The organism is Salinibacter grassmerensis (assembly GCF_947077765.1).
Classification (GTDB): domain Bacteria; phylum Bacteroidota; class Rhodothermia; order Rhodothermales; family Salinibacteraceae; genus Salinibacter; species Salinibacter grassmerensis.
This window is the reverse complement of record NZ_CAMTTF010000003.1, coordinates 297,371-312,107: the sequence shown is the minus strand read 5'-3', so window position 1 is coordinate 312,107 and position 14,737 is coordinate 297,371. Positions and strand designations below refer to the sequence as shown.

The following is a 14,737-nucleotide window of genomic DNA, read 5'->3' as shown; positions in this document are numbered from 1 at the left end:
GGCGGGGACCACCGTCTGCACGTCCGACTCGCAGAACGAACCGAACTCGGAATGATGGTCGTCGAATGCCCAAGAGTGGTTCTGTGGAGAGGCAGACCAGAAGGGATTCTAGATCGTCTCCTCTGCATGATCTGCTCGACTGTCAGCGACGAGGTCCGCTCGGCGGGGCTGGGCCCGTACGGCCAGCGGGCTCAGGAGAAGAAGGGGGCAACGAGGAAAAACAGGAAGCGGGGCACGTGGCAGAAGGAAGGTGTGCAAGAACGCGCGGTCTCCAAATCCATGGATCGCAGAGTCCAACGTCGATACTGCCGACACGTCCAATCCCCACACGGATCAAGTTGAAAAGTCCGCGACTCATCCAAATCATGATGGGGGTATTCGTCCAAGGGGGGACGGACCGGCGTCCGCCCCAGAGAGTCAGGGCGCTATCGTTCGAACAATCAATCGCTTCAGGAATCGCCCGAGGGTATATGCCAGCTCCAGAATTTCGTGTGTGGGACGGAGACGAAATGGTTTATGTTAATGACAGCGCCGTCTGGTCGCTCAAGATCGAGGATTCCTCGGACTGGGCCCTCCACCGCAAGACTCGGCTCCACTGCCGGGAGTCCCCGGACACGAGCCTCATGCAGCACATTGGACTGACCGATCCCGACGGGAAACAGATCTTCGACGGCGACATCTTGCAGAACGGGGAGGGGGCGGTCGCGATGGTGCGCTGGGAGTCGGAAACGGGAGGCTACTTCCTCCTGCGGGAAAACGGCACCACAGTCGGGCTCTTCGAGGACAAGATTCAGGGCGGGCCGTGGCGCATTGCGGGCAATCTCCACGAAACCCCAAACATGATCGATCCGGATCTGAGCCGGCTTCTGAAGCACCTTCGGGGGCATGCCGGCGAGGTGGAGTGTCCGATGTGTGGGGGGACAGAGTTTGAGACGGGCAGCACGCCCCAGGATCGGCAGGGCCCCATCGCGGTCGACTGCGTGCGCTGCCACCACGTCATGTTGTTTCACGACGATGTCTTCCGGTAGGGCTTGTTCAGCGGGCGCCCCGAAAAGGAAATGGAAACCCCGGGCGCACGTCGAGTCTGGACGAATGAGGGTCAGTACGCGACCCGGTCCTCGTAGTTGAGCCAAGCCTCGAAGGGGCGTTCGGCCTCCTCGGGAAGAGCCTGATCCATCGGAATCTGTCGGTTGGCGGGCTGTTTTGCCATCTCCTCGTAGATGTGGTGGTCGTCAAAGCCGGCCTCGGCGGCATCGTCCTGCGTGGCGGCGTAGTAGACGCGATCGAGCCGTGCCCAGTACGCGGCGCCCAGGCACATCGGACAGGGCTCGCAGGTGGCGTACAGCGTGCAGCCCGTCAGTTCAAAGTCGTCCAACCCGTCGCAGGCCCGCCGAATGGCCGTGACCTCGGCGTGGGCCGTCGGGTCGTTGAGGGTCGTGACCACGTTTGTGCCCCGCCCGATGATCTCCCCGTCCCGGACGACGAGGGCCGCGAACGGACCGCCCTGTCCGGTAGTCACATTCTGAACCGCCATCTCGATCGCCTCACGCAAGAATGAAGTGGGGGAGGACATAGGGGAATCGGACTAGATGAGGAGGAATCGAAGACGTCAAACAGAGGTGTGGAACCGGGTCGGTCGTCCAAAGCACCCCCATCATTCGGCTGTGACGTTGCTTGGTTCCGGAGCAGGCACGGGGCCTGGGCGTGGGAAAGCGTTGGTTCAGTGGCTTCGCGCCGGCGCTTGCATACCGCGCCAGGGAGCACTTTCTTGGCGGGTCCATCAGCGCACTCAATTCGGCGTTTCTGCCATGGATCTCGCCGCATCTCCGTCTCTTGCCACCCGCGCCAATGACCTGCAGCAGAGTGACATTCGCTCTGTGACCCATCGTGTAAACGCGGTGGACGGCATCAACCTGGGGCAGGGCGTCTGCGATCTGCCGACGCCGGAGCCGATCAAGGCCCGGGCGCACCAGGCCATCCAGGACGACGCGTCGATCTATTCCCACTACGCCGGCATCGAGCCGCTCCGGCGCGCCATCCTCAAAAAGGAGCAGGCCCACAACGAGGTCCCTGCCACCTCGCCGGAGGACGTGGTGGTGGGCGTGGGGTCGACCGGTGTGTTTGTGTCGGCGGCGTTCACGCTCTTGGAAGAGGGCGACGAGGTGGTGCTCTTCGAGCCGTTTTACGGGTACCACCGCAACATCTTGGAGCTCACCGGGGCGACGATTCGGTACGTGCCGCTCGGCGGCCCCGACGCGACGTTCGAGCGGTCGGCAATGGAGGCGGTCCTTACCGACGATACGAAGGCTGTGGTGGTGAACACGCCTGCCAATCCCAGCGGCAAGGTGTGGACCCGTGAGGAGCTGTCCACGCTCGTGGATCTGCTCCACGCCCATGACCTCGTGGCGATTACGGACGAAATCTACGAGTACATGCTCTACGATGGGGCGGAGCACGTCTCGCTTGCGAGTTTGCCGGACGCCTACGACCGCACGATCACCCTCTCGGGCTTCTCCAAGGCGTACAACGTAACGGGGTGGCGCCTGGGCTACGGCGTGGCTCCCGCACCCATCGCCGAGAAGATGGGCCTGATGAATGACCTGCTTTACATCTGCGCGCCGCGTCCCCTCCAGCACGCGGCCCTCGCCGCCTTCGAGGACCTGGACGAAGACTACGTCGCGCAGCTTCAGGCGGACTACGCGAAGCGACGCGAACTCCTGTGTGAGACGCTGGAGGCCATCGGGTTCGACGTGCCGTGGCCGGACGGGGCCTACTACGTCCTCGCCCACTTTGGGGATCTCGCCGCCACGCGGGAAGGCTTCGCCGACGATGCGGCCGCCTGCGACACCCTCATCGAGGAGGCGCACGTGGGGAGTGTCACTGGGCGCTCGTTCTACCGGGATCCGTCGGACGGGCAGTATCAGCTTCGTCTCTGCTTCGCGAAAGAGATGCCCGTCCTCCGCCAGGCCTGCGAGCAGCTTCGTGCAGCGTTTGGGGAGTGACGCGTTGAGGAAGGCGGCCCGTCACGGGTCCTGGGGGACGGGTCACGACGCGTTTCCGACGAGAGACTCCCGCACCGTGTTCGGCGCGAGCACGTGCCGCGGTTCTCTGCGAAGACGTTGGCGGGCATGCTCCAGATCGTCGGGCGTGTTGCAGTGGAGGCGGAGGTTGGCGGTCTTCGGCAAGCGATGGGCCTGCACGGACTGCGTCCGGGCCAGCCTGTCTAGGAACGCGCCCAACGTGTCCGGCGGCCCCCCGTCGTCGAGGTAGGTGGAGACGGCGTCCAGGCCCTCGCTACTCAGTAGCAGCCAGGACGGACATATGCGGGTGGAGGCGGCGCCAGTCGGGTCGTCGTGCACCGCGGTGACGGTGGAGCCGTCGAGCTGGAGGACGCTGCTCTGGGCCCGGCGCTTGGGGTCGGGCTCGTGGAGGGCGAGAGCGCGATTCGTGGCCCCGTCGTAGCTATTCAGAAGCGGTGCGAGCGGGAACCGGTACAGGCTGTCGCCGCCGCTCACCAGCGCCCCATCAGACGGAAGGCCCACCTCTTCGAGCAAAAACCGCAAGTCCCCGACGCTCCCAAGCTGGTCGTCGGGGGCCTCCACGCCATCGTCGTGGAGGTGCAATTGAATCCCGTCGGCATCCAGGTCCGCCCGGTGTTCGGTCGCCCACTCGTGAAAGGCAGGGGCATCCAGGTGGTTGACGGCGACGTGGATGTCGGTGAGGGCCGACCAGGCGGCGAGCTCGTCCAGCAGGTAGTCCAAAAGCGGGCGGCCGTCCACCTCGATCAGCGACTTTGGGGTCTCGGTGGTCAGGGGGCGCATTCGGGTGCCGAAGCCCGCGCACAGGAGAAAGGCGTTCATTGGCGGAGAGGGCGGTGCATCGGAAGAGAGGATCAGCTTACGCCTGGGCGGCGTCCAGGGCCTCGATGACCTCGTCGTGGAAGGGCCCGTTGGTGGCGACGACGCCCGTGTTGGCCTCCAACAGGCGGCCGTGGGTAAAGTCAAGAGGGGCGCCGTGCATGTCCGTCACGGTGCCCCCGGCGGCCTCCACCGTTAGCGCCCCGGCCGCGTGGTCCCAGATGCGCTCGGTGTAGTCGGGGCTGTCCGGGCGCGGGAGGCGCAGGTAAATCTCCGCCTCGCCCCGCGCCACGATGGCGTACTTCGCCTGACTGTCGATCCGGATGGAGTCGGCCGTGATGCCGAGGCGCTCCCCGGCCTGCGCGGCGAGATCGTGGGAGCTGTGCGACGAAACGAACGACTCGCAGAATCGGCTTTCCGACGGATCGGTCGTGCCGCTGGTATGGATCGGGGTGGGCACCGCGTCAGTGTCCGGCGTGAGCGGCTGCTGTACGGTCCCCTCGCCCCGAACGGCCAAGAACGCCTGCCCCCTCGACTTGGCCGGGTCGGCGTCGATGGCACTGTGGAGGTATGGGCAGCAGAGGGCCGCCACCTGGGGGCGTCCGTCCACGATCAGGGCGAGCGCGATGGCGTACTGGTCGCCCCGCACGAAGCCCTTGGTTCCGTCAATGGGATCGAGCGTCCAAAAGCGCTCGCTGTAGCCCTCGTCGGTGCCGTGGTCAATCCAGTCGAACACCAGGTCCGGGTTGACGTCCGGGTGGTGGACGCGCACCTCCTCTAGGAGGTGGGCCCGTACATCGGCGTTTTCGTCGGCCTGCAGGGCCGAGCTGTCTTCCTCGCCGATCACGGGATCCTCGGGAAAGGCCTCCCGAAGGGCCTGGCAAATGACGGCCTGGCTGCCGAAGTCGGCCACGGTCACGGGCGTGCGGTCATCCTTTTCCAGCACGTCCCCGTCGAGATCGGCGCGGACGGACTGGCACAATTCGGCGGCGGTCTGAACGGCGCGGAAGGCGACGGTGCGTTCGCGGTCGTAGTCGGACATATACAAAGAGAAACAAGAGGTGTGGGAGAGCGAGAAGCGGTCCCTACGAATGGTCCACCGTGTCCAGGAGGACGTCGTAGGGCGGAAGGTCGTCGAGAAAGGTATAGCTCTGATCGCCAAAGTCAATGGCGCAGGCGTAGTGCGTCTGGCCGTTTGTCACCACGAGATACGGGGCCTGCAGGACGATGTTGTACCGGGCGCCCTGGTCGAAGGCGTCCTGGGTGATCGACACGCGCGGGGCCTTGCACTCAACGAGCAGGAGCGGGTCGCCCTGCCGGTCGTGCACAATCACGTCGGCGCGGCGCGACTGGCCCTGCACCTGAAACGCGGCCTCAATGGCGATCAGGCCCGCCGGCACGTCGAGCGCCTGGATCAGGTACTGCACGAAGTGCTGACGAACCCACTCTTCGGGCGTCAGGCGTACATATTGGCCCCGGAGCGGGTCGTAGATGACCCGAGCGTCTCCACGGGTCTGCGTCCGAAACTCGTACGTGGGCAAATTCAGCGCGTCCACCACCCGTGTTGGCCAGTGCGAAGGAAGAGAGTTGATTGGACCTGTCTGGGCTACGAGACGGGGGACCCGGGGCTGTCTCCGTATCCCGTCATCTCTACGTACCCACGGCCGGTCGCGGAGCCCTTTACCTGAACAAATCCTTCCCAGTAGCGGACGGACACGTCAAGCTCCTGGTCCGGAAACAGGGGCGTAATCCGCAGGTCGATGTCCTCGTCGGGTACGCGCAGGGTCCAGTCCACAGGATAGGTGTGCGTGCCGTCCGGGCTCGTCCAGGTGTCGAGGACCTCCACAGAGACCTCCGAGTGGTCCAGCCTCTGGGTTGCGCCGTCCGGCCCCACGATCACCCCTTCGCTGAAGCGGCTCGGGGCGCCGTCCGTCCGACGGAGTTGGTAATACATAAGGTCCCGCCCGTCGTCGAGCTGGAGCGAGAACCAATCCCAGCCCTCCTGGTCGGGGCCGAGGGCCGAGGTGCTCCACTCCCGGTCCATCCAGCTGTCGCCGGTCACGGACAGCGTGTCGCCCGACAGGACGAGCGTGCCCTCGGTGGCCAGGCGCGTGTACGAGTAGTAGTACGACGCATTGCCGCTCCCCGGCCCCTTCTGGCTCAGGCCCCGGTCGCCCTGGAGCACGCGCGGCTTGGTGGGGCGGAGGGCAAGATCGACCCCGATGCCCGCCTGCTGAGCCCGCAGTCGGAGCGGGAATGCTGACGAGTCGGGGCCGGTCATCGACCAGTCGTCGAGCCAGACCCGAAACGGAGTCGATTGCGCCCCCGCGAGCCCGGCACCGCCCCGCTGAAACCGTTCGAAGGCGTGAAATGTCTCGTTCGCCCCGTCGGTGACGGCGAAGTGCGCCAGGTAGAGCTGGTTTGTGCGCCAGCCGGCCGCGGGCGCAGTAGGCGCCTCGTCCGGGGGCGTGAGCCCGGTCCGGAAGATCGTAAGTTCGTAGCCGTAGGGCTGCGCGTCCGGGCCGTTCAGCGTGCCGGTCACGTACCACCACTCCGTCTTGTAGCCCGGATGCGGGCCGTAGTCGTCCGGAAACGAGAACGCCCGGGGCGCTGTGGCCCGCCGGTAGCCGGTGGTGTCGCCGGCCATCGCCTCCGACACGGAGACCGATGTCTGGAGGTCGGCCTCGCCGGGCGAAGCCGTAAGCCAGTAGGCCCCAAGGCCGAGGAGGGCGATCAGTGCAACCAGACCCGAAATCAGCGACAAGGAACGTGACATGGCAAGCGTGCACGGTGAGAGAGGGAGGCGCCGTGGCAACGGCGCGGGACCAAGGCAAACGGGAGTTCTTCGTGGCGGACAGTTTGGCAACTTCTCTGCTCCGCCCAATCCGCTACTCGTCCTGTAGCGCGAGTGCGGGGCTCGACCGCGCCATCCGCCACGTCGGGTAGAGGCCCGCCAGGAAGGCGGCCACGACCGCCAGCACGAGCGATTGGATCAGGACGTCGGTCGGCACCGTGAGCTGGAGCGTCCACCCGAAGGAGCGCTTGTTGATGACGAAGACCAGCACGTAGGCCAGGACGTAGCCCAGCGGGAGCGACAGGAGGCCGGCGATCGCGCCCATCAGGCTCGACTGAAGGGTCAAGTAGCCGCCCACCTGGGGCGGCGTCATCCCGGTGGCCCGCAGCACGCCCATCTCCCGTCGCCGTTCCAGGGCCAGGGCCATGAGGGCCGTGAGCACCCCAATGAACGCCACGGCAATGGCGAGCAGCCGCAGCACCGTCGTAATGGTAAACGTGCGGTCAAAGACGCGCATCGACGTCTCGCGCAGGGCCCGGTTCGACCGGATGAGCACGTCCTGAAGCCCCGACACGGAAGAACGCATGTCCGCGATGAGTGCGTCGACGGAGACATCGTCGGCGGCCGCGAACGCCAGGCCGGACACGCCGCGGTCGTCGTAGAACTGCTCGTAGGTCGATCGGCTCATGAGGGTAACCCCGAGGTCGGAGCCGTAGTCGTAATACACCCCTTCGATGGCGAACGCCTGTCGCCCCCGATCTGTCTGGAGGCGCAAGGTATCGCCCACGCCCACGTCGTGGCGGTAGCTGTAGGGCTCAGAGACGAGCACGGAGGGCCCCGACCGGACCGCCTCCCACGCCGAGTCGGCGTTTCCGGCCTTGAGCTGGTAAACATCGGCGGTCTGGGGGCCGGGCTCCACGGCCACGAGGTCCGTGCGCCCCACGTCGGCCCGCACGGTCACGCGGCGGACCGAGTAGGCCCCCTTGACGCCCTCCACGTTCCGCAGGCGGCGCGCGACGGTGGAGTCGATCGTGGCGGTGGAGCGGCGAAAGACGAGGCTTGGCGGCTGCACGTAGACGTCTGCCTGCAGCGACTGCTCCAGCCAGCTGGTGACCGTGCCGCGGAAGCTGTCGATCATCACGCCGACGCCCACGGTGGAGGCGATGGCGATGGTGAGGGCGGCAATCGCGACGCCGGTGCGGCTCAGGTTCGTCACCACGCCGCGGGACGCCATGCGCCCGATGACGCCGGCCGCTCGCCCGAGGAGGGGACGCACCCCATTCGACAGCCCCACCACGGCCCACGGAATCATGAATGCCGCGCCGACGAGGACGCAGAACAGTGCCCCGTACCCGGCCCAGATGCTCTGTTCGGTGACCAAGAGCAGCAGGCTGCCGGCCGCGGCGACAAGGAGACCGAGTCCGGCCCACCAGGGCGCCCGTCGACGCAGGGTGCTCTCCCGGGTCGAGCGGCGCAGGACAGTACTCACCGAGGCGGCGGTGGCCTCCTGGGCCGGGGCCAAGGCGGCGACCAGCGTGGTGCCGATCCCCAAGAGCGCCCCCTTCGCCAGCGTCCACGTTGAGACCGACAGCTCGCTCACCTCCACCACGAAGTAGAGGTCATTGATCGTTTGCGCCAGAAGCTGCACCAGGCCGGACGCCAGCACGATGCCGAGCAGAAGGCCGAGCCCACTGCCCACCACGCCCAGCACGGCAGCCTCCCCCAGTACGAGCCGAAAGACTTCTCCACGCGTCACCCCCAAGGCCCGCAGCTGCCCAATCAGGGCGCGGCGCTGGACGACCGAAAAGGTCATTGTGTTGTAGATGAGGAACGCGCCCACGATGAGGGCCAGCAGGCTCAGCGCCGTCAGGTTGAGGTCGAACGCCTTCGTCATCTGGGCTACGGTCTCCGTCCGGGTGTCCGAGCGCCGCAGTTGGACCCCGTCCGGGAGGGAGGTGCGCACCCGACTGAGGTAGGCCTGCTGGGCCGCCGTGCCTGAGGGGGTGAGCAGGTCGATCCGACTCAACTGGCCGGACTGGTCGAAGAGCCGTTGGGCGGTCGATACGTCCACGACCAGCAAATTGGCCACCGCCCGACGGGTCCGTTCGTTCTGTGGTGAGATAAGACCGCTGAGGACCACCGGCTGGGTCGTGCCCTCGATCCCCACGCGTAGGGTGTCGCCGGACGAGAGCCCAATCGCCTCGGCCGTGGGGGCACTCATAAGGGCCACGTCCTCCGTCATGAAGGTCCCCAGGTCCAGGTCGCTACCGGCCCCGGTTCCGAGATAGGGCCGGAAGGGCGCGTCGGCGAGCGGATCGATCCCGACGATCTGAAACGTGCGGTCCCCTTGCTCGAGGGAGCCGTAGCCCTCCACGACGGGGGCGGCCGGACGAATGCCGGCCTCCCGGAGGCGCCGGTACACATCGTCGTCGAGCGCCCCGCCGGCCCCCACGACCTGGTGCGTCGCGGCGCCGGTGACGGTCTCGGCGGACAGCTCGAACGCCCGACTCGCGCTCGTATTGGCGAGGTCGATCGCCACCACCACCGCCACCCCAATCGCGACCCCCAGCACCGACAGGCCCATGAGCCACGGGTGGCGGGTGAGGTAGCGCCGGCTTGAGCGGCGAAGAAGTGTCATCGAGGCGGGCAAAAGAGAAAAGTGAGAGAGACAGGGACAACCGCGGGGTTCTGAACGGAGCCGATGTCCTCCGTCCACGATCCGACTGCGTTCGAATTACGGCCCCGATGTGATGTATTCGGGCACCTCTTCGTGCAGGGTGCCTCCGTGGAGGTGCAACACCCGGTCGGCACGGGGGAGCACCTCCGGGTCGTGCGTGGCCACGAGGAGGGTGGTATCGGTATCGGTCACGAGATCGCTGAGTAGGGTGAGCACCGCCTGCCCGGTGTCGTAGTCCAGGTTGCCCGTCGGTTCGTCGGCGAGGACGAGGAGGGGCTCGTGGGCCAGGGCCCGGGCGACGGCCACCCGCTGTTGCTCCCCACCGGAGAGGCGGTCTGGAAACTGATCGGCCCGGTCCACCAGCCCGACCCGATCCAGCATCGCACCGGCCCGGTCCTTAGTGGTCCGGGGCGCTTTGCCGGCCAGCTCCAGGGGCAAGCGCACGTTCTCCCCGACCGTCAGGGTCGAGATCAGGTTGAACGACTGAAACACGAACCCCACGTGGGACCGACGAAAGCGCGTGCGTTCCGTCTCGGACTTGCCCGTGAGGTCGGTGTCGCCAATCTGAACGCGGCCGGACGTGGGCTGGTCGATGCCGCTAATTAGGTTGAGAAGCGTGCTCTTCCCAGCCCCGCTCCGTCCCATGAGTACCGAGAAGTCCCCCCGTTCCAGCCCCAACGAGACCTCTCGGAGTACCGTACGGTCTTGCTCCCCCTCGCGGTAGGTCTTCGTGAGGGCGTCGAGCTGAACGAGGGGCGACGAGGCGTCGGGCATGTTGGCAGACGGCTGAGCAGCAGCGGAGACGAGACTCGGCGGGGGCAACGAGGCCCAGGACCAAAAACCTCAACGCCGAGGATGGAGGGGGCCGTTCCAAGGTGAGGGCCTCTCTCCAAAATCTTTGCGTCTCACCGGTAGAGAGACGAAATCCAAGGACTTGGGATCCCCACGTCTCCCCGTGAGAGGGGCATCTTCCCGATGCCATCGGGGACGATGCGAAGACATTTGTGGGGGGCGTCCGGGCCTGACGAGATGACATTGAGTCGAGCTCGGCCAGGCGCAGGCGGGGGACAGCGCACCACGAGTCAAGACGGTTCGCGAGCGGGCCGTGGGTGCTTTGGACCGCCGGTCCAGGCTGGAGGGACGATTCCCGTTTGCGTTTGCCAAACAGACGTCTCGGCGGGTAGGGGTAACTTGCCGGCTATCTTCGACGCAGCAGCGTTGAGTCTACGACCGGCCCCGTAGGACTGTTTTGGCCGTGCTGGGGACGGGGAATGTGTGCGCTCCGCTTGTGGGGGGCACTCTCCAACTTCTAAAACCGGATCGTCGCCAACGAGAGACTCACTGCGTAGCGCGCGCCGCTGCCGAGCGTGGAGGTGGAGGGCGTGATGCTCATGCCCAGGTCGAACCGGTAAAACCCGAGGTCTAGCCCGAAGCCCCCGGACAGGGCGACGGCCTGTGTGCCAAAGAAACGGGCGCCAGCACGGATGGGGACGGGACCCAGGTTGAGCGTCCCCCCTACGTGAACGGCCGCCGGGCTCGGCACGGCCCCAGCGTCCTTATTGAGCCCGATCGACGCTCCCCCATTCAGGGTAACGATGCCTTTGTCCCACGTACTGTTCAGGTGCAGCGTGGTGGGGAGGCCGGTCGAGAATGACGAGCGGTCGCGGTCCACGTCCTCGTAGGCGTCTTGAGCAAGACTATCGACCTGATCCTCGATGTACTCCCCCGTTGCGCCGTCGTACTCCTCATCGATCCGGTCAAAGTCCAGCGACACGCCCTCAAACCGAAAGACATCCTTGGAGGGCGTGACCGTCTGGGCATCTTGGGTCCAGGTAATTCGGCCCAGGTCCGTGATGCTCGCCGAAACGAGCAGGCCCGGCCGCACCGTGTAGGTCGCCCCAAGGTCGAGGCCGCCCCCGATCCCCGCAATGCCGGACGATCCGCCCACGACGTCATCCACCGGATCGTCGTTGAAGGCGTTGAACGTGTCGAACAGGCCGGTGCTCAGCGGGCCTGCCGCACGGGCCGTGTAGTCGAACCGATGAACCAGGGAGTCGCCACTCACGGTCGCCTGCGAGTTGAGCGCAGCGTCCGAGAAGGCCGTTCCGAAAATAACGCGGGGAGAGACGCCCACCGACAAGGGAACCGACGAGAACCGGTAACTAAAGGCCCCGGCAACGTCCACGGTAGCGTATGCTCGGCTGCGCCCGTCGACAGGGACGGTTCGGTCCTCACCCGTCCCCCGGAGTAGCACGTCAAAAATTCCCTTGTTGACGGCGGAGGTCTGAAAAGCGCGTCCCCGAATGCCGAAGCCGACCGCCCAGGGGGCGTCGCTGGGGCGATGGGTAATCGACAGCGGGATCACTTCCAGGTACGTACTTGCCGTCCGCTGATCACTTCCGAACCAGTCATCGAGGACGGCCTTTTGCTCGTCGTTGGAGAGGGCGGTCTCGTTGTTGTAGAAGAGGGGGTCAATGTGCTCAAACTGGTAGAAGTCCCCTCCGTGGTAGGCCCCGACGCGAAACAGTTGAATTTCGAGGGAATGGTCCTCCGGCCCAACCGTGAGGTTGGCGGGATTGGAGTAGAGGGCGGCCGGGCCCGTGTCAAAAACGGACGTGCCCCCGCCCGTGCTCACGGCTTGCACGCTGCGCATGCCGGACTGGCCGTGGACAGCTCCGGGCGTGAGGGCCAGAAGGCCCGAGAGAAAAAGAGCAAGAAAAGCCGGGCGGAGAACAAAGGTGTGGGGCGTCATCTGTCCAGCCTGATTTGTCGGGAAAGGGAGGTGGCGGTGCAGCGGGGGTAGAGGCCTCTGAGGCTTAGTTGCCGGTTTGAACGGAAGCGTCGGCCTCGAGGCGGACGCGATCGAGGATCAGCTGATCGTCGGCCCGGAGGCGCGCCACGGCCGCCGTGCCCCCTCCCGATCCCTCCTGATCCATGTTGAGGGCGAGCCGGATCTTGTCGCCGTCGGACAGTGCCTGCAGGTCCTCCTGGCTGTTGCCGAGGGTGAAAACAAAGGTGCCCGACGATGAACTCGCCGCCGCTCCGTCTTCGTTCTTCGCGGCCGGCTCGATTCGAAAGTCGTCGTTTTCGAACCCGTCGTTGAACGTTTCAATCACCGAGCCCGCGGCGTCGACAATAACCATCTTCACGTCTGCCCCAAGGGGAAGGCCGTTCGTGTAGCTGAACTGCAGCTCCGCCGTGGAAATGTTCACGTCTTCCTCCGGGTCGGTCAGGTCGTCGAGGTCGGACAGGTCCGCATCGATGGTGTCCCGCACGACGAACCGGTCCTTGATGCGGAGGGGGATGTTGAGCGAAAAGGTCGCATCGAGCGAGATGGGCTTTCGAACCTGCAGGTCGCCCTCATCCGTGTTGATCTCGGCCTGTCCGGCCAGGCGGACCTCCGTCGGGAGTGCATTGACGAAGTCCGCTACATTCGAATTGTCCCCGTCCACCACGAGTGACGTTTGCGCCGTTTCGTCCAAAGGGTCATCCTCCCGCTCGATGCCCAGTTTGATGAGCGACTCATTTCGAATGAGGGAGCCGTTTTCCGTAAAGTCAGCTGAAAAGGGTAGGGAGGAGACGTCCCGGTCCTCTGTGCCGCCAAGAAAAATCTGATCCGTCTCGTTTGCCCCCTGAATCGCCGCGTACAACTGAGCGTCGGTCGACGCGAGATTTTTGGTCTCGACCTGAAAGTTAAGGCCTACGTCCGCCAGATTGAGGCCGTCTACCCGACCAGTAATGCCCTCGAACCCGTCGAAGGCCGCCGTGCGCACTTCGCTGTCGTTGGCGATGTTGATGTCTCCGCCGTTTGGATTCGGTGTGACCGCCACCGTGAACGGCTTCGCCGCACCGACATCGATCTCTCGGATCTTAAAATCGTCGAGTGACGTCGATGCCCCGAAGGAGATCTTATCGTCGTCTTCTATTTGAAGATCGGGGTTTACTTGGCCGCCTATACGAAAGGTTACTGTCCCACTTTCAGTAATTTTCGGCTTGTTTGGGTATACTCGCGCGCCGTCAAGGTCGATGTCAAAACCTGCCCCTAACTTGCTTATGTCCCGCTCGTACTCTCCATTACTGCCGCAGGGGTCTTCTCCGCAGGGATCCTCGACAAATTCGACGACGAGCTGGTTGCCCTCGCCGTACGGCTCGACGCGGATGTCGGGGTATGTGAACCGAAGGCTGTCGAAAACAGCCTCTGTGGCGTTCGGGGAAATCGTGACGTTCTGCACCCCAATCTTTGTATTGCCGAGCTCTACATAATCGTTTTGCGTCGTGTCGAAGGCGACTCTGTTATCTCCGCGCACCGGAATATCGGCCGTCGCAGATCTCTGCAGTTTCACGTTGAGGTCCCCGATCCGTTGCTCACCCGGGAACGCACTTACTTCCTCTTCCTCTTGCAGATTAATGAGCTCCTTTTCGAAACTCTCCTGGTCGAAGGTGAGGCCGCCGGTGGCGTTGTCCAGGGCCCCGTTCAGATCTCCGATTTCGAAGTCGTCAATGTCCTGTACGACTGAGATGTCGCCCTCCCCATCAACCGTGAAGAGGGAATCGAAGTCCGACGACGTGGTGTCGATCAGAGGGTCGAATTCACTGGCCGGCCCGCCGAGAAACGAGAAGGTCTTTTCCTGCACGAGGGGCGTGCTAATTTCCGTGTCGGTGTTGATGGACGGCGAAGGATCCCCCGTGGGCACGTCGCACCCCACCAGCATCGCAAGAACAAGCGCGGACAGTGTGGCGGGCCACCAGTTGGGTTGAGAAGCGGACATGGCGCGAAACGGGTTTCGAAAAGGAAACACGGTTGAGACTAGAAATGGCGATGTTCAAGAGACCGGCCGTCGCTCACCGGAGAGACGAGGACGCTGTCCTCGAAAAGCCAGCGATCGAGAAGAGAGGGACTGTCGGCTCCCTAACCAGTGGGCATTCCGCCTCCACACTCAATCCGGCTCGCTTGTGCCCATCCCTAAAGTCAAACTTGGGGCGTAGCAAACCCTGCGGCGGTTGCCCGGGTGCACGACTGATATTGTACTTTGGTCAAGAATCGCGCCATGTTGGATTCCCGCCCATGTTCTAAGGCCTGGATTCTTGAGGTCGCTGACATCCATGGCCGACCTGTAGTTTCTTTACTCCTCGGGGTGCAATCACTCGGTTCACACTGGCTCAGACACACGCCGGCTCAGACACAAGGCCACATGCACCGCGGGCTCATTCAGATGCTGCCGACGGCATTGAAGCGACCCTCCCGCTCGTTCTTGCCAGCGGTCGGGTCCACCAGAGACAGGCTGAACCGACGTCCAGCCTGCCCCAAGCAGAACGAAGGACCGTATGTAGAAAGAACCTGGTTGGTCGCGCTAGACAGCGCCTGGCACTCGCCGCCGGCAGGGCCTGAGACAACCGGAACTGATAGAC

Annotated in this window: 11 protein-coding genes; 2 read left to right on the top strand and 9 right to left on the bottom strand. The window is 64.8% G+C overall.

From position 1 onward, the window contains the following. The first annotated feature begins 65 nt into the window (after positions 1–65). A complete protein-coding gene (locus OJB03_RS15645; RefSeq protein WP_341482951.1) occupies positions 66–1,028 on the top strand; it encodes a YopX family protein in 963 nt (320 codons plus the stop codon). 71 nt (positions 1,029–1,099) lie between these two features. On the opposite strand, the gene OJB03_RS08605 is transcribed toward OJB03_RS15645, so the two are convergent. Then, entirely contained in the window at positions 1,100–1,573 is a 474-nt protein-coding gene (locus OJB03_RS08605) for a nucleoside deaminase (RefSeq protein WP_272507236.1), read from the bottom strand. A gap of 235 nt (positions 1,574–1,808) precedes the next feature. On the opposite strand from OJB03_RS08605, the gene OJB03_RS08600 reads away from it, so the two are divergent. Further along, positions 1,809–3,002, top strand: coding sequence for a pyridoxal phosphate-dependent aminotransferase (locus OJB03_RS08600; RefSeq protein WP_263786516.1), 1,194 nt, complete (start codon positions 1,809–1,811; stop codon positions 3,000–3,002). Positions 3,003–3,044: 42 nt separating this feature from the next. Here OJB03_RS08600 and OJB03_RS08595 read toward each other — a convergent pair whose 3' ends face one another. From OJB03_RS08595 to OJB03_RS08560, 8 genes are all read right to left on the bottom strand, one after another. Further along, complete coding sequence (locus OJB03_RS08595; protein WP_263786514.1) at positions 3,045–3,860, bottom strand: nucleotidyltransferase family protein; 816 nt, start codon at positions 3,858–3,860, stop codon at positions 3,045–3,047. 37 nt (positions 3,861–3,897) lie between these two features. Then, complete coding sequence (locus OJB03_RS08590; protein ID WP_263786512.1) at positions 3,898–4,899, bottom strand: 3'(2'),5'-bisphosphate nucleotidase; 1,002 nt, start codon at positions 4,897–4,899, stop codon at positions 3,898–3,900. A 43-nt stretch (positions 4,900–4,942) separates the two neighbouring features. Next, entirely contained in the window at positions 4,943–5,398 is a 456-nt protein-coding gene (locus OJB03_RS08585) for a type I restriction enzyme HsdR N-terminal domain-containing protein (RefSeq protein ID WP_263786511.1), read from the bottom strand. A gap of 65 nt (positions 5,399–5,463) precedes the next feature. Continuing rightward, the gene (locus tag OJB03_RS08580; RefSeq protein WP_263786510.1) at positions 5,464–6,633 is read right to left on the bottom strand and encodes a lipocalin-like domain-containing protein; all 1,170 of its coding nucleotides are present in this window, start codon (positions 6,631–6,633) and stop codon (positions 5,464–5,466) included. A 112-nt stretch (positions 6,634–6,745) separates the two neighbouring features. Beyond that, a complete protein-coding gene (locus OJB03_RS08575; RefSeq protein ID WP_263786509.1) occupies positions 6,746–9,289 on the bottom strand; it encodes an FtsX-like permease family protein in 2,544 nt (847 codons plus the stop codon). A 96-nt stretch (positions 9,290–9,385) separates the two neighbouring features. Continuing rightward, positions 9,386–10,102: an ABC transporter ATP-binding protein gene (locus OJB03_RS08570; RefSeq protein ID WP_263786508.1), complete on the bottom strand. Its 717-nt coding sequence runs from the start codon at positions 10,100–10,102 to the stop codon at positions 9,386–9,388. Between the two features lie 535 nt (positions 10,103–10,637). After that, positions 10,638–12,080 (bottom strand): DUF5723 family protein, encoded by a 1,443-nt coding sequence (locus tag OJB03_RS08565; RefSeq protein WP_263786507.1) that lies wholly within the window; start codon positions 12,078–12,080, stop codon positions 10,638–10,640. A gap of 64 nt (positions 12,081–12,144) precedes the next feature. Then, entirely contained in the window at positions 12,145–14,097 is a 1,953-nt protein-coding gene (locus tag OJB03_RS08560) for a hypothetical protein (protein ID WP_263786506.1), read from the bottom strand. Positions 14,098–14,737: the final 640 nt, after the last annotated feature.

What these genes read in the sequence shown, in the direction of transcription:
- OJB03_RS08600 (WP_263786516.1), top strand. Translation starts at nt 1,809, where the DNA reads ATGGATCTCGCCGCATCTCCGTCTCTTGCCACCCGCGCCAATGACCTG.
- OJB03_RS08605 (WP_272507236.1), bottom strand. Translation starts at nt 1,573, where the DNA reads ATGTCCTCCCCCACTTCATTCTTGCGTGAGGCGATCGAGATGGCGGTT.
- OJB03_RS08570 (WP_263786508.1), bottom strand. Translation starts at nt 10,102, where the DNA reads ATGCCCGACGCCTCGTCGCCCCTCGTTCAGCTCGACGCCCTCACGAAG.
- OJB03_RS15645 (WP_341482951.1), top strand. Translation starts at nt 66, where the DNA reads ATGCCCAAGAGTGGTTCTGTGGAGAGGCAGACCAGAAGGGATTCTAGA.
- OJB03_RS08575 (WP_263786509.1), bottom strand. Translation starts at nt 9,289, where the DNA reads ATGACACTTCTTCGCCGCTCAAGCCGGCGCTACCTCACCCGCCACCCG.
- OJB03_RS08580 (WP_263786510.1), bottom strand. Translation starts at nt 6,633, where the DNA reads ATGTCACGTTCCTTGTCGCTGATTTCGGGTCTGGTTGCACTGATCGCC.
- OJB03_RS08560 (WP_263786506.1), bottom strand. Translation starts at nt 14,097, where the DNA reads ATGTCCGCTTCTCAACCCAACTGGTGGCCCGCCACACTGTCCGCGCTT.
- OJB03_RS08595 (WP_263786514.1), bottom strand. Translation starts at nt 3,860, where the DNA reads ATGAACGCCTTTCTCCTGTGCGCGGGCTTCGGCACCCGAATGCGCCCC.
- OJB03_RS08590 (WP_263786512.1), bottom strand. Translation starts at nt 4,899, where the DNA reads ATGTCCGACTACGACCGCGAACGCACCGTCGCCTTCCGCGCCGTTCAG.
- OJB03_RS08565 (WP_263786507.1), bottom strand. Translation starts at nt 12,080, where the DNA reads ATGACGCCCCACACCTTTGTTCTCCGCCCGGCTTTTCTTGCTCTTTTT.